This window comes from Tepidimonas charontis (genome assembly GCF_007556685.1).
GTDB lineage: Bacteria > Pseudomonadota > Gammaproteobacteria > Burkholderiales > Burkholderiaceae_C > Tepidimonas > Tepidimonas charontis.
The window spans coordinates 1-682 of record NZ_VJON01000108.1 but is presented as its reverse complement, the minus strand read 5'-3'; the positions used below and the strand labels follow the sequence as shown (position 1 = coordinate 682).

Sequence of the window (682 nt, the reverse complement as noted above, 5' to 3'; positions counted from 1 at the left end):
TGGCCGATGCGCTCAAGGCGCTGGGTGGTGGGGCGGCCACCAACGATCAGGTGCAGATCGTCTCGCCCGACATCGCTGAAAACGGTGCGGTGGTGCCGGTGGGGGCGGTCAGCCGCATTCCCAACACCAGCGAGATCTACCTGCTGGTGGAGAAGAACCCGCAGCCGCTGGCGGCGGCGTTCATGATTCCGGCGGGCACCGAAGCCGATGTGCAGACGCGCTTGAAGATGGGGCAGAGCACCAACGTGCTGGCGGTGGTCAAGGCCGACGGCAAGCTGTACTCGGCGGTCAAGGAAACCAAGGTGACGCTGGGTGGCTGCGGCGGCTGATGGCTGGCGTGGTCAGTTGCGATTGAGGAAATAAGGAGAGCAGAGATGGCAGATCCGATGCGCATCCGGGCCAACGAGGCCGGTGGGGTGACGACGGTGCGGGTGCTCATGAGCCACCCGATGGAGCCTGGGACGCGGCGCGATGCGTCGGGCAATTTGGTGCCGGCGCACCACATCACGGACGTGGTGGCCACGCACAATGGCAAGGAAGTGCTCAAGGCGCAGTGGAGCGGGGCGGTGTCGCAAAACCCGTTTTTGAGCTTCAAGTTCCGGGGTGCGGCCAAGGGCGACAAGGTGGTGGTGAAGTGGACCGACAACAAAGGCGAGTCCCGCACCGACGAGGCCACCATCGC

General features: G+C 65.1%; 2 protein-coding genes. Both read left to right on the top strand.

From position 1 onward, the window contains the following. A partial coding sequence (soxY, locus tag Tchar_RS13595; RefSeq protein WP_144329497.1) for a thiosulfate oxidation carrier protein SoxY occupies positions 1-329 on the top strand: 329 nt, incomplete at its 5' end. Between the two features lie 45 nt (positions 330-374). Then, a partial coding sequence (gene soxZ, locus Tchar_RS13590) for a thiosulfate oxidation carrier complex protein SoxZ (RefSeq protein ID WP_144329496.1) occupies positions 375-682 on the top strand: 308 nt, incomplete at its 3' end.